This is a genomic window from Streptomyces sp. NPDC047886 (assembly GCF_043204435.1).
Classification (GTDB): domain Bacteria; phylum Actinomycetota; class Actinomycetes; order Streptomycetales; family Streptomycetaceae; genus Streptomyces.
Window position 1 is genome coordinate 1,183,002 of the sequence record NZ_JBIDCF010000002.1, and the last position, 12,443, is coordinate 1,195,444.

Annotated in this window: 11 protein-coding genes; 2 read left to right on the forward strand and 9 right to left on the reverse strand. The window is 71.7% G+C overall.

Features of this window, described 5'->3' with window-relative positions; all coding sequences use genetic code 11:
- Positions 1 to 33: 33 nt before the first annotated feature.
- From ACGF5U_RS11095 to ACGF5U_RS11110, 4 genes are read right to left on the reverse strand one after another with little or no spacing between them, the layout of a single operon-like run.
- Positions 34 to 1,395 (reverse strand): NADH-quinone oxidoreductase subunit D, encoded by a 1,362-nt coding sequence (locus ACGF5U_RS11095; protein WP_392716070.1) that lies wholly within the window; start codon positions 1,393 to 1,395, stop codon positions 34 to 36.
- On the reverse strand, positions 1,392 to 2,147 hold the full coding sequence (locus ACGF5U_RS11100; protein ID WP_392716072.1) for an NADH-quinone oxidoreductase subunit C: 756 nt from the start codon (positions 2,145 to 2,147) through the stop codon (positions 1,392 to 1,394). Before ACGF5U_RS11100 ends, ACGF5U_RS11095 begins: the two co-directional genes overlap by 4 nt.
- Positions 2,144 to 2,698, reverse strand: a complete 555-nt coding sequence (locus ACGF5U_RS11105; RefSeq protein WP_007490930.1) for an NADH-quinone oxidoreductase subunit B family protein — start codon at positions 2,696 to 2,698, stop codon at positions 2,144 to 2,146. The genes ACGF5U_RS11100 and ACGF5U_RS11105 overlap by 4 nt, the downstream gene beginning before the upstream one ends.
- A gap of 18 nt (positions 2,699 to 2,716) precedes the next feature.
- Complete coding sequence (locus ACGF5U_RS11110; RefSeq protein WP_392716075.1) at positions 2,717 to 3,076, reverse strand: NADH-quinone oxidoreductase subunit A; 360 nt, start codon at positions 3,074 to 3,076, stop codon at positions 2,717 to 2,719.
- Positions 3,077 to 4,282: 1,206 nt separating this feature from the next.
- On the opposite strand from ACGF5U_RS11110, the gene ACGF5U_RS11115 reads away from it, so the two are divergent.
- A complete protein-coding gene (locus ACGF5U_RS11115; RefSeq protein ID WP_392716077.1) occupies positions 4,283 to 5,107 on the forward strand; it encodes a C40 family peptidase in 825 nt (274 codons plus the stop codon).
- 148 nt (positions 5,108 to 5,255) lie between these two features.
- On the opposite strand, the gene ACGF5U_RS11120 is transcribed toward ACGF5U_RS11115, so the two are convergent.
- The gene (locus ACGF5U_RS11120) at positions 5,256 to 6,539 is read right to left on the reverse strand and encodes a geranylgeranyl reductase family protein (RefSeq protein WP_392716078.1); all 1,284 of its coding nucleotides are present in this window, start codon (positions 6,537 to 6,539) and stop codon (positions 5,256 to 5,258) included.
- Positions 6,540 to 6,636: 97 nt separating this feature from the next.
- On the opposite strand from ACGF5U_RS11120, the gene ACGF5U_RS11125 reads away from it, so the two are divergent.
- A complete protein-coding gene (locus tag ACGF5U_RS11125) occupies positions 6,637 to 7,182 on the forward strand; it encodes a GNAT family N-acetyltransferase (protein WP_392716080.1) in 546 nt (181 codons plus the stop codon).
- A gap of 81 nt (positions 7,183 to 7,263) precedes the next feature.
- On the opposite strand, the gene ACGF5U_RS11130 is transcribed toward ACGF5U_RS11125, so the two are convergent.
- The 4 genes from ACGF5U_RS11130 to mqnC all read right to left on the reverse strand — a co-directional run bounded on the left by ACGF5U_RS11130 (position 7,264) and on the right by mqnC (position 12,389).
- Positions 7,264 to 9,624, reverse strand: coding sequence for a zinc-ribbon domain-containing protein (locus tag ACGF5U_RS11130; protein WP_392716082.1), 2,361 nt, complete (start codon positions 9,622 to 9,624; stop codon positions 7,264 to 7,266).
- Positions 9,625 to 9,730: 106 nt separating this feature from the next.
- Positions 9,731 to 10,444 (reverse strand): demethylmenaquinone methyltransferase, encoded by a 714-nt coding sequence (locus ACGF5U_RS11135; protein ID WP_392716084.1) that lies wholly within the window; start codon positions 10,442 to 10,444, stop codon positions 9,731 to 9,733.
- A gap of 120 nt (positions 10,445 to 10,564) precedes the next feature.
- Entirely contained in the window at positions 10,565 to 11,167 is a 603-nt protein-coding gene (locus tag ACGF5U_RS11140; RefSeq protein WP_392716086.1) for a hypothetical protein, read from the reverse strand.
- 7 nt (positions 11,168 to 11,174) lie between these two features.
- A complete protein-coding gene (mqnC, locus tag ACGF5U_RS11145; RefSeq protein WP_392716088.1) occupies positions 11,175 to 12,389 on the reverse strand; it encodes a cyclic dehypoxanthinyl futalosine synthase in 1,215 nt (404 codons plus the stop codon).
- Positions 12,390 to 12,443: the final 54 nt, after the last annotated feature.

The following is a 12,443-nucleotide window of genomic DNA, read 5'->3' on the forward strand; positions in this document are numbered from 1 at the left end:
CCAGGCTCACCTCTCGGTCGGCGGGATTGGCTGTCACCGGTCGACGCCTCCCATCACGGGGTCGATGGACGCGACGGCGACGATGACGTCGGCGACCTGGCCGCCTTCGCACATCGCCGCCATGGCCTGGAGATTGGTGAAGGACGGGTCGCGGAAATGGACCCGGTAGGGGCGGGTGCCGCCGTCGGAGACGACATGGACGCCGAGTTCGCCCTTGGGGGACTCGACGGCGGTGTACGTCTGTCCGGGGGGAACCCGGAAGCCCTCGGTCACCAGCTTGAAGTGGTGGATCAGGGCCTCCATGGAGGTGCCCATGATCTTCTTGATGTGGTCGAGGGAGTTGCCGAGCCCGTCGGGGCCGAGCGCGAGCTGGGCGGGCCAGGCGATCTTCTTGTCGGCGACCATCACGGGGCCGGGGGCGAGCCGGTCGAGGCACTGCTCGACGATCCGCAGCGACTGGCGCATCTCCTCCAGCCTGATGAGGAATCGGCCGTAGGAGTCGCACGTGTCGGCGGTCGGGACGTCGAACTCGTAGTTCTCGTAGCCGCAGTACGGGTCGGTCTTGCGCAGGTCGTGCGGGAGGCCCGCGGAGCGCAGGATCGGCCCGGTGGCGCCGAGCGCCATGCAGCCGGCCAGGTCGAGGTGGCCGATGCCCTGCATACGGGCCTTGAAGATCGGGTTGCCGGTGGCGAGCTTGTCGTACTCCGGCAGGTTCTTCCGCATGGTCCTGATGAACTCGCGGACCTGGTCGACCGCGCCGGGCGGCAGGTCCTGGGCGAGGCCGCCGGGCCGGATGAACGCGTGGTTCATGCGCAGGCCGGTGATCAGCTCGTACAGGTCGAGGATGAGTTCGCGGTCCCGGAACCCGTAGATCATGATCGTGGTGGCGCCGAGCTCCATGCCGCCGGTGGCGATGGCCACCAGGTGGGAGGAGAGTCGGTTCAGCTCCATCAGCATGACGCGGATGACGGAGGCCCGGTCGGGGATCTGGTCCTCGATGCCGAGCAGTTTCTCCACGCCGAGGCAGTACGCCGTCTCGTTGAAGAACGACGTCAGGTAGTCCATGCGCGTGACGAAGGTGGTGCCCTGCGTCCAGGTCCGGTATTCGAGGTTCTTCTCGATGCCGGTGTGGAGGTAGCCGATGCCGCAGCGGGCCTCGGTGACGGTCTCGCCGTCGATCTCCAGGATGAGGCGGAGCACGCCGTGCGTCGACGGGTGCTGCGGGCCCATGTTGACGACGATCCGCTCGTCGTCCACCTTGGCCGCGGACTGGACTACCTCGTCCCAGTCGCCGCCGGTGACGGTGTAGACGGGGCCCTCGGTGGTCTCGCGGGCGTCCGCCTCCGGGGCCGGCGCGGCCTGGGTGGCGTGGGGCGTGGCGTGTGGGGTGGTCACGAGTACGACCTCCGCTGGTCCGGAGCCGGGATCTGGGCGCCCTTGTACTCGACGGCGATGCCGCCGAGGGGGTAGTCCTTGCGCTGCGGGAAGCCCTGCCAGTCGTCCGGCATCATGATCCGGGTGAGGGCGGGGTGGCCGTCGAAGATCAGGCCGAAGAAGTCGTACGTCTCCCGCTCGTGCCAGTCGTTGGTCGGGTAGACCGCGACGAGCGAAGGGACGTGCGGATCGCTGTCCGGGGCGGCGACCTCCAGCCGCAGGCACCGTCCGTGTGTGAGCGACCGCAGGTGGTACACGGCGTGCAGCTCGCGGCCCTTGTCACCGGGGTAGTGGACGCCGCTGACGCCCGTGCACAGCTCGAACCGGAGGGCCGGGTCGTCGCGCAGGGTCCTGGCGACCCGTACGAGGTGTTCGCGCGCGATGTGGAAGGTGAGTTCGCCGCGGTCCACGACCGTCTTCTCGATGGCGTTCTCGGGGACGAGCCCCTGTTCCTCCAGCGCGCCTTCGAGCTCGTCGGCGACCTCGTCGAAGTAGCCGCCGTAGGGGCGGGCGGCGGCGCCGGGGAGCCGGATGGAGCGGACGAGTCCGCCGTAGCCGGAGGTGTCGCCGCCCTTGTCGGCGCCGAACATGCCGCGCTGGACGCGGATCTCCTCGCCGTGGTCACCGCGCTGCCCGGGGAGGTTCTGCGCGCTGAGGTCCTTCTCCGGGTTCGGCTGATCAGGCCGGTTCGGCCGGTTCGGCTGGTCGGTCACCGCAGCAGCCCCTTCATCTCGATCGTCGGGAGCGCCTTGAGCGCCGCCTCCTCCGCCTCGCGGGCCGCTTCCTCCGCGTTGACGCCGAGTTTGGAGCCCTGGATCTTCTGGTGGAGCTTGAGGATCGCGTCGAGCAGCATCTCGGGGCGCGGCGGACAGCCGGGCAGGTAGATGTCGACGGGGACGACGTGGTCGACGCCCTGCACGATCGCGTAGTTGTTGAACATCCCGCCCGACGAGGCGCAGACCCCCATGGAGATCACCCACTTGGGGTTGGGCATCTGGTCGTAGACCTGGCGCAGGACGGGGGCCATCTTCTGGCTCACCCGGCCGGCCACGATCATCAGATCGGCCTGGCGGGGTGAGCCGCGGAAGACCTCCATGCCGAACCGTGCGAGGTCGTACCGTCCGGCGCCGGTCGTCATCATCTCGATGGCGCAGCAGGCGAGGCCGAAGGTCGCCGGGAAGACGGATGCCTTGCGCACCCAGCCCGCGGCCTGTTCGACGGTCGTCAGCAGAAAACCGCTCGGCAGCTTCTCTTCAAGTCCCATGTGGTGCCCCTCAGCCCCTCAGTCCCATTCCAGGCCGCCGCGCCGCCAGACGTACGCGTAGGCGACGAAGACGGTGAGCACGAAGAGCAGCATCTCCACGAGCCCGAAAATCCCCAGGGCGTCGAAACTGACCGCCCAGGGATAGAGGAAGACGATCTCGATGTCGAAGACGATGAAGAGCATCGCCGTCAGGTAGTACTTGATCGGAAAGCGGCCGCCACCGGCTGGGGTGGGCGTCGGTTCGATACCGCACTCGTACGCCTCAAGCTTCGCCCTGTTGTACCTCTTTGGGCCGATAAGCGTGGCCATGACCACGGAGAAGATCGCAAACGCTGCCCCGAGGGCGCCGAGCACGAGGATGGGCGTGTAGGCATTCACGCTCCTCGCTCCTTCCAGTCGTCCTTGACCGTTGGACCGCACCGGGCATTCATCTCGCCGCCTCGAAGATCCCGTACATGTGAGGCAGTTCACAAGCCCGACTGGAACGCATCCTATGCCTGTCGATCTGTGATCTGCGACACGGGGTACCGCAAGGACTTTGTGATCTCCACCACCCGGCGAACGATCATGAATTCGGATGAACGGTGATCTTCGTACAGCAAGTAGCCGAGTGGCGACGAGATGTGACATCAGGCGCCGTCTTCCCTGATGGGAGGGGGTGCGCTCTATCAAGCAAGGGTCTACTGGGACAAATTCGCGATGGACACCGACGGGTGATAGTGGGACTCACCCCACCCAAGCGGGGGTCCTCGCCGGACGCGAGTGGACGCGCGGGGACGCGCGGGCCGCGCAAGCCGCACGAGGGGAGGGGCAGGGGGCGGCACATCGACGCACGGGGCGGCAGGGGGGTGGCACGTCGGCGACACGGGCGGCATGAGGAGACGCGTCGGCGGGAGGGGAGCTGCGCGAGGACGCGCGTCGGCGGGACGGGGGGCGGTGGGTCGGAGGCGCGTCGGCGGGACGGGGGCCGGTGGGTCGGAGGCGCGTCGGCGGGACGGGAGCAGTACGTCGCACACGCGTCGGCGTCGGCGGGGGCCGGTGGGTCGGAGGGGCGTCGGCGGGACGGGAGCAGTACGTCGCAGACACGTCGGCGTCGGCGGGGGCCGGAGACGCGTCGGCGTCGGCGGGGGCCGGTGCGCCGCAGACGCGTCGGCGGGACGGGGGGCGGTGGGTCGGAGGCGCGTCGGCGGGACGGGGGCCGGTGGGTCGGAGGCGCGTCGGCGTCGGCGGGGGTGGCGCGCCGGAGGCGCGAGCGCGGTGCGCGCGGAAGACGTGACGGATGTCCGTGCGCGCGTTCACGATCCCCATCAGTGATCCCGCGGTTGTCATTTTGTGACCTGCGCCACTCGCCCCGGACGCCCGGGAAAGCGGGCTTGGCCATCCGCGTGAACCGATGGTAGGCGAGCGGCAATTCGGGCGTTTCACTGAAAACCCATGATCGTAGGCCTGATCACGACAGCCTGAAATGTCCGTTACGGCGTCAATAAAGGCCGGACGGAAGCGGATTCAGCCGCTCCGGGCGTAACTGTGGCGGAACACACGTTTCTTGAAGGGAACCGGGAGGCCCTGATAGCGGTTGTACTCATGTCCCACACCGCTCACATACCCAGCCACCGGAAGCCCCGCCGCAGCGGCTCCAAGCTCGCGCTGCGCGCCGGAGTTGCCGGTGGCGTCCTCAGCACCATCGCGGTGGCCGCCGCGCCGGCTCAGGCCGAGCCGGTGACCGAGACCATCGAGATGCCCACGCTCAACGCGGACCTGTCCGGGACGCTGTCCACCGCGGTCGCCGCCTCCGCCGAGTCGACCCAGCAGGTCGCCCTGGTCGAGGAACTGCGCGCCCAGGAGGAAGCGGCCGCCGTCAAGGCGGCCAAGGAGGCCAAGAAGGCCCGCGCCGAGGCGGACCGCAAGGCCGAGGCAGAGGCCAAGCGCGAGGCCGAGGAGAAGGCGCGGGCCGAGGCCCGCGAGCGCGCCTCCCGCACCAGCGAGCGCACGACGCTCTCCGCCTCCGCCGGTACCTCCGCCGACAGCGGCTCGTCCTACTCGTCGCAGGCGACGGGCTCCGCCGCCGCCATCGTCGCCTTCGCCCGCGCCCAGATCGGCGACGCGTACGTGATGGGCGGCACCGGCCCCAACTCCTGGGACTGCTCCGGCCTCGTCCAGGCGGCCTACCGCCAGGCCGGCATCGACCTGCCCCGCGTCTCCGGCTCCCAGTCGAGCATGGGCACCTCCGTCTCCCTGGACAGCCTCCAGCCGGGCGACATCCTCTACTGGGGCAGCCGCAGCGGCTCGTACCACGTGGCCATCTACGTGGGCGGCGGCAACTACGTCGGCGCGCAGAACCCCAGCACCGGTGTCGTCGAGCGCTCCCTGGACTGGGACCGCCCGTCCGGCGCGGTCCGGATCCTCTGACCCGGGACCCCACACGACACGAAGGGCCGTCGCTCCCCCGCTCGGGGGTGGAGCGACGGCCCTTCGCCGTACCGGGCGGCCTTCGCCGTACCGGGCGGGCCGGAAGGCCGCGTGCGACCTCGGGCGGGCGGCGGACCTCGGCCGCGCGTCAGGCCTTCGGGGCCACCTTCGACAGTCCGTTGATGATGCGGTCCATCGCGTCGCCGCCCGTCGGGTCGGTGAGGTTGGCGAGCATCTTCAGCGTGAACTTCATCAGGACCGGGTGGGTCAGACCGCGCTGCGTCGCGATCTTCATGACCTTCGGGTTGCCGATCAGCTTCACGAAGGCACGGCCCAGCGTGTAGTAGCCGCCGTAGGTGTCCTTGAGGATCTTCGGGTAGTTGCGCAGCGCCAGCTCGCGCTGCGCGGGGGTCGCGCGGGCGTGCGCCTGGACGATGACGTCCGCCGCGAGCTGCCCGGACTCCATGGCGTACGCGATGCCCTCGCCGTTGAACGGGTTGACCAGACCGCCCGCGTCACCGACCAGCAGCAGCCCGCGCGTGTAGTGCGGCTGCCGGTTGAACGCCATCGGCAGCGCGGCGCCGCGGATCGGCGTCGTCATGTTCTCCGGGGTGTAGCCCCAGTCCTCCGGCATCGAAGCGCACCAGGCCTTCAGCACCTCGCGCCAGTCCAGCTCTCGGAACGCGGACGACGAGTTGAGGATGCCGAGGCCGACGTTGGATGTGCCGTCGCCCATGCCGAAGATCCAGCCGTAACCGGGCAGGAGCCGGTCCTCGGAGCCCCGGCGGTCCCACAGCTCGAGCCACGACTCCAGGTAGTCGTCGTCATGGCGGGGCGAGGTGAAGTACGTGCGGACGGCGACGCCCATCGGCCGGTCCTCGCGCCGGTGCAGCCCCATCCCGAGGGACAGCCGGCTGGAGTTGCCGTCGGCCGCGACGACCAGCGGGGCGCGGAACGTGACCGGGGTCTTCTCCTCGCCGAGCTTGGCCTCGACACCCACGATCCGGCCGGTGCGGTCGTCCACGACCGGGCCGCCGACGTTGCACCGCTCGTACAGCCGCGCCCCCGCCTTCTGGGCCTGCCGGGCGAGCTGCTCGTCGAAGTCGTCGCGCTTGCGGACCAGTCCGTAGTCCGGGTAGCTGGCCAGCTCCGGCCAGTCGAGCTGGAGACGTACGCCGCCGCCGATGATCCGCAGGCCCTTGTTCCGCAGCCAGCCCGCCTCTTCGGAGATGTCGATGCCCATGGCGACGAGCTGCTTGGTGGCCCGGGGGGTCAGCCCGTCACCGCAGACCTTCTCGCGCGGGAACGCGGTCTTCTCCAGGAGGAGCACGTCGAGCCCGGCCTTGGCGAGGTAGTACGCCGTCGTTGAGCCGGCCGGGCCAGCCCCGACGACGATCACATCTGCGGTGTGTTCGGAGAGGGGCTCGGTCACGACGGATTCTCCCGAGGCTCGAAATCGCGTGCCGAAGGCACTGGACATGGGCAGTCTATGGGGACCGGTTGTTCTCCGACCCGAAGGGCCACCCTCGATGACCGAGCTGCTCCATGCCGTCCAGCCCGTCGGGCGGCCCGCGTCCCCTCCCGCCTTCACGCTGCGGGTGCCGACCGACGAGGACGCGTACGCCTGGCACCGGGTCTTCGACGACGCCGAGGTGATGGAGTTCCACGGCGGACGCCCCGCCGAGCTGTCGGTGTACCAGGAGTTCACCGCTCGTCAGCGCCGGCACGACGCCGAGCGCGGCTTCTGTCTCTGGACGCTGCTGGACGAGGACGGCGAGGTCGCCGGGTTCACGGGCGCGCAGCCGTGGCCGCACGCGTGGGGACCGGCCGGGGAGATCGAGATCGGCTGGCGGCTGGCGCGCCGGGCCTGGGGCAGGGGGTACGCGACGGCCGCCGCCCGCGTCACGCTGGAGCGGGTTCGGGCGGCGGGCGTCTCGCGGGTCGTCGCCATGGTCAACACGCGCAACGAGCGGTCGGTGGCGGTGACCCGGCGGCTCGGCATGGAGCTCCAGGAGACCCTGTCCCTGCCGGGCCGGGAGGAGGAGCGCGGGTACCGCTTCGGTCTGGAGCTCTGACCACGTCGGTCCACGTCGGTCCACGTCGGTCCACGTCAGCCCGGTCAGTCCACGTCCGTCCGGTCCGTCCGGTCCGTCCGGTCAGTCCACGTCGTGGAGCGTCCAGGTGGCGAGGGCGACGTCGAACGTCTCCGACGTGACGGACCAGTTCCGCTCCCGGTCGGTGTAGTAGACGGCGTACTCGGTGCCGTCCTCCGCGATGTACGCCTGGTCGACGGCGTGGACCGTCTCCCCCGCCTTGTCCTTGTACGTGTACTCCCAGATCGCCCCCGGGCGGCCCTGGAACGTGTTGGCCTCCAGGCGCAGCCGCCGGTAGTCCGCGTTGTTCCTGCGGGAGTTCGCCTCCAGCGAGCGCAGGTTGTCCAGGGACGTGTACGGGGCGTCGTGGACGACACCGACGAGCAGGTGGGCCATGCCCGTGGACCCGGCGTAGGTGATCTGGCCCTGCCGCTCCGATACCCGGTCCCAGAGGGTCGGCACGGCGAACGCGAATCCCGCCGTGTCGGCGACCAGCCGGAACCCCGGGGGGACGGCCGGATCGGCCCCCTGGCCCCCGCCGGGGCCTGCGGTGGGCGCGGGCGTGGTGCCGGCGCTCGTGGCCGGGCCGGGGGCCGGATCACCGGCGCGGCTCGGGGCGGTGGTCGGCGGCGCGGCGGTGTCCGGGGCGAACGGGGAAGCGGTCGGGTCCGCATCGGGGTTCGGGCTCTGGTTCCCGTCCGGGTCCGGCAGGAGGGCGATGCCGGGCTCGGAGGACCGGCGCTCGGTCAGCACCAGCACTCCGGCTGTCGTCCCGCCCCCGACCACGAACGCCACGAGGGCGGCCACGACCCAGAGCAGCGCCCGCCGTCGTCCGGGCGCCGTCGGCGGCACCGCGCCCGGCCGGGACATGGCACCCGACGGCACCGCATCCGGAAGCACCGCATCCGACGGCACCATGGCACCCGTCGGCACCGCATCCCACGGCGGCGCCATCGCACGCGGCGGCACCGGGCCGTCGGGCGACGGCTTCGGCGCGCGGGCCGCCCGCCGCCCCAGCAGCCACCAGCCCGCGCAGATCGCCGCCGTCACCCACAGCAGCCCGAACAGCAGCGCGTCCGCGGCCCTGGGCGCGACTTCGAAGCCGCCGTCACCCCCGAGGCCCTCGACGGATCCGGCGACCCGGGCCGAGACCCCGCTCGCCCCGGTCAGCGTCAGGTACAGCGCCAGGAAGAACCCACCCGTCAGCGCCTGCGCCCACCGGTCGCCCGGCGACCGGCGCGCCGCCCACAGGCCCAGCGTCAGGGCACCCGCCACCCCGAGTGCCACGAGCCCGGCCACCGGCCAGGCGCCCAGCTCATCGCCGATCTCGGGGAGGCCGACACCGCCGTGTTCCGCGCCCGAGCCGAACAGCCCGAACCGGCCCTGGATGTCGTACGTCACCGGTACGCCCCAGCTCAGCCCGAGGACCGCGATCCCGATGTTCGGCAGGATCGGCAGGGCCAGGAGCAGGGAGTCCCGGTCCACGCCGTCGGTGGCCGCGTACGCGCCGAACCCGACGAGCGCGCCCACCGCGACCAGGACGCCCAGCGCCCGCACGGCCGTGCCCAGTGCGCGGACGGCGGTCCACGCCGCCGGGTGCGCGGCCGGCCACCGCGCGAGGTCGTCGCGCAGGAGGATCGGGGCGGTGACCGCGAGCGACAGGGCCAGCGCCACCAGCGCGGCGAGCACGGCCGACGACGTCACCTCGACGCCCGCCACCTCGGGCCGGGCGAACAGGCCGAGCACCAGCACCGCGGCGGCTGCCACCAGCGACACCCGTACCGCCGCGTCCACGCCCGCGCCCCGGGCGCGCAGGATCCGCGCACCCAGGCAGAGAGCGCCGATCCACAGGACGGTCACCGTCAGCGGGACGAGGCCCAGTTCGGCGGCGCCCCGGGCGAGCACCTCCCGCCCGCCGTCGCCGAACCCCGAGCCGGTTCCTGAGCCGTACCCGGGCCCGAACCCGGACCCGGAACCGTCTTCGTAGCCGCTGCCGTACTTCCCGCCGAACGGTGAGCCGGTCGCCGTCGCCGTCAGCTCGAAGCCGCCACCGAACGCCTGGAGCAGCAGGGCCAGGGCGATACGGAGCCGGTCGCTCCAGCCGACGACGGTCCCTTCGCCGCCCCCGCCGTCCTGCTCCTGCCCGTACGAGGGGACCGCGAGCGCGACCGCGAGGCCGAGCAGCAGCACGACGGGCCAGGCTGCCGCCCGCGCGGCCGCCGCCCAGTCGCCGCGGAACGCGCGCCCGGCGAACGCCCCTACGGGTGAGGGCCGTAAGGGTCCGGGCGCGTACCCGGGAGCCGGTGGTACGGCGGGCACCGGCGGCGGCCCTGACGGGGCGGCCCGCTCCCGTCCGCAGCTCATGCAGAAGCGTGCCTCGTCGGGCGACGGGGTTCCGCAGTGCGGGCAGGACGACGGCGTCATGGGCGCTCCGGATGCCGGTGGATGACGGTACGGGCCGGGGAGATCAGCCCCTCATCCTGCCGTTCGGCACCCGGGTCGCGCCAACCGCCGTGGCCTCAGGGCGCGTTCAGGGCTTCTTGGTGCCGCGGTGCAGTGCCACGATGCCGCCGGTGAGGTTCCGCCACGCCACCGCCGACCAGCCTGCCCGCTGGAGCTTGGCGGCCAGGGCCGGCTGGTCGGGCCAGCTCTGGATGGACTCGGCGAGGTAGACGTACGCGTCGGGGTTGGACGACACGGCCCGCGCGACCGGTGGCAGCGCCCGCATCAGGTACTCCTCGTACACGGTCCGGAACGGCGCCCAGGTCGGGTGCGAGAACTCGCAGATGACGACGCGCCCGCCCGGCCTGGTCACCCGGTACAGCTCGCGCAGCGCCGCCTCCGTGTCCTGGACGTTGCGCAGGCCGAAGGAGATGGTGACCGCGTCGAAGGAGTCGTCGCGGAACGGCAGCCTCATCGCGTCGCCCGCCGTCAGCGGCAGCCACGGGTTGCGCTTCTTGCCCTCGCGCAGCATGCCGAGCGAGAAGTCGCACGGCACGACGTACGCGCCGGCGTTCGCGAACGGCAGCGAGGAGGTGCCGGTGCCCGCCGCCAGGTCCAGGACCTTCTGTCCCGGCCGCGCGTCGACGGCCTTGGCGACCTCCTTGCGCCAGCGCCGGTCCTGGAAGAGCGACAGGACGTCGTTGGTGAGGTCGTAGTTCGCCGCGACACCGTCGAACATCGAGGCGACTTCATGCGGCTGCTTGTCCAGGTGTGCGCGGGTCGTCGGCGCTGCGCGGTTCACTGGCGTCCTGCCTCGCAAGATCGGGTACGGGCGTACCCGGCCATTCTCGCAGGCGCGGCCCGCGGGCCGGGCGGTGGCACACCCCCGCACGCCGGTCAGCGGGCCCGGTACACCAGCGGGTCAGCGGGCCCGGTACAGCAGCCGGCCGTCGATGACGGTCGCCACGCACGTGCCGGCGCCCTTCTCGGCGAGCTCGGCCTCGTCCCGTACGTCGAAGACGGCGAACCGGGCATGTCCACCGACCCGTAGCTCGTGGGTCCGCACCACGGGGCCGCCGCTCTCGTACGGGTCCAGGGACGGCGTGCCCCCGGGGGGCGCGGCACGCCCCGCCAGGATCAGCCCCGAGCGGCGCACCGCGTCGAGGACGGACGCCCGGGTCAGCTCACCGGCCACCGCGACCGTGCCGTGCGCCAGCATCCGCTGGAGCCCGCGCCGGGCACTCGCGCCCCAGCGGGCCTCGTCCGGGGCCAGGGCCTCCAGCGCCGGGCCGACGACCGGTTCCGTGCCGAGCTGGTCGGCCTCGCGGGGGTCCGGGTGGTAGGCCCGCTCCAGGAGTTCGGGGCCGTAGGGGTTGAGCAGCGCCCGGGTGAGGAGACCGGGCCACCGGCGTACCCGCGCCGCCGGGTGCGCGGCGATCAGTTCCTCGTCCGCGCCGACGGCGACGATCAGCGCGCCGTCGACGGCGACGGCCCGGCCACCGCCGTCGGCGTGGATCGTCGGCACGGCGGCGTCAGTTGGCGGCGAGCAGCTTCAGCTCGGGGTGCGCCGTGCCCCCCGCGATCGCCGTGGACGAGATGTGGGAGGCGACGCGCTCGTCGACCGGGTCGTTCGCCGGGTCGTCGTGGACGACGATGTGCTCGTACGTCGTCGTGCGCTGCGCGGGGACCCGGCCCGCCTTGCGGATCAGGTCGATGATCTCCAGCCGGTTGGAGCGGTGCTTGGCGCCGGCCGATGAGACGACGTTCTCCTCCAGCATGATCGAGCCGAGGTCGTCGGCGCCGTAGTGCAGCGACAGCTGGCCGATCTCCTTGCCCGTGGTGAGCCAGGAGCCCTGGATGTGGGGGACGTTGTCGAGGAACAGCCGGGCGATGGCGATCATCCGCAGGTACTCGAAGATCGTCGCCTGCGTGCGGCCCTTCAGATGGTTGTTCTCGGGCTGGTACGTGTACGGGATGAACGCGCGGAAGCCGCCCGTCCGGTCCTGTACGTCACGGATCATGCGCAGGTGCTCGATCCGCTCGGCGTTGGTCTCGCCGGTGCCCATCAGCATGGTGGACGTCGACTCGACGCCCAGGCCGTGCGCGATCTCCATGATCTCCAGCCACCGCTCGCCGGACTCCTTCAGCGGGGCGATCGCCTTGCGCGGCCGCGCGGGCAGCAGCTCGGCCCCCGCGCCCGCGAACGAGTCGAGGCCGGCGGCGTGGATGCGGGTGACGGCCTCCTCCACGGAGACGCCGGAGATCCGCGCCATGTGCTCGACCTCGGACGCGCCGAGGGAGTGGATGACGAGCTGCGGGAAGTCCTTCTTGATGGCGGCGAAGTGCTTCTCGTAGTACTCGACGCCGTAGTCCGGGTGGTGGCCGCCCTGGAACATGATCTGCGTGCCGCCGAGCTCCACGGTCTCGGCGCAGCGGCGGAGGATGTCGTCGAGGTCGCGGGTCCAGCCCTTGGCGGTGTCCTTGGGCGGGGCGTAGAAGGCGCAGAACTTGCACGCGGTGACGCACACGTTCGTGTAGTTGATGTTGCGCTCGATGATGTACGTCGCGATGTGCTCCGTACCGGCGTAGCGGCGCCGCCGCACGGCGTCCGCGGCCGCCCCGAGGGCGTGCAGCGGCGCGGACCTGTAGAGGTGGAGCGCTTCCTCCGGGGTGATCCGCCCACCCTCGGCGGCACGGTCGAGTACGGCTGTGACATCAATCGACTTGAGGTCGGCCTTCTCGCTCACCGGGTGCACCTTTCGGCAGGTTGTGGACGGACCGGACCAGCCTACGCCAGGGCC